We start from the raw sequence: 955 nt of genomic DNA on the forward strand, positions 1-955 counted from the left end.
AAGGCAACCGCGTACTTCGCCAAGGATGCAAAGTGAGGTACGCGTTCATCGATGAAAATCGCTCTGTGTTTTCGGTGCGAGCGATGTGCCGCTGTCTGCGCATCCATCCAAGCGGCTTTTACGCCTGGCTGAAGAACCCGCTGAGCAAGCGAGCCCAGGAAGACATCCGCCAGACCGGACTGCTGTGCAAGGCCTGGGAGGAGAGCGGTAAGGTCTATGGATATCGCAAGCTTCATGACGATCTGCTTGATCAGGGAGAGTCGTGCTGCCTGAACCGTGTCGCGCGTCTTGCCCGGCTGGCCGGGATCAAGGCCCAGATCGGATACAGGCGGCGACCGGGCAGCTATGGCGGTAAACCTTCCATGGTCATCGACAATAGCCTCGACCGACAGTTCGATGTGGAGGAGCCCGACAGGGTCTGGGTGACAGACATCACCTACATCAGGACACTGGAAGGCTTTGCCTATCTTGCCGTCGTGATCGACCTCTTTTCTCGCCGTGTTGTGGGCCTCCTCTCGGCGTTGCAAGCAACGCCTGCCGGGCAATGGGTCGATGCAGAGCCGTCAGACCACAGATGTCGTGTTGCAGGCGCTGCTGATGGCGGTATGGCGGAGGAAGCCGAAGAACAGGGTTCTGATCCATTCGGATCAGGGATCGCAGTTCACGAGCATGGATTGGGCATCATTCCTTAGGGCTCACAATCTGGAACACTCAATGAGCCGGCGCGGGAACTGTCACGACAACGCTGTTGCCGAAAGCTTCTTCAACCTGCTCAAACGGGAAAGGGTGCGGCGACGAACCTACAAAACCCGAGAAGACGCGAGGCGGGATGTGTTCGACTACATCGAGATGTTCTACAACCCAAGGCGCAAACACGTCAGAAACGGGATGCTGTCGCCCATAGAGTTCGAACGACAGCAGAAAATGAAAGCCGAGGGCGTCTAGAAAACGCGGG

The 955-nt window shown here is 57.5% G+C and carries 1 pseudogene; it reads left to right on the top strand.

Going from position 1 to position 955, the window contains the following annotated elements:
* Nucleotides 1–945: pseudogene (locus LA5095_RS31715) on the top strand (IS3 family transposase); the annotation flags it as partial.
* Nucleotides 946–955 lie beyond the last annotated feature (10 nt).

The sequence above is a fragment of the Roseibium album genome, assembly GCF_001404515.1.
GTDB lineage: Bacteria > Pseudomonadota > Alphaproteobacteria > Rhizobiales > Stappiaceae > Roseibium > Roseibium album.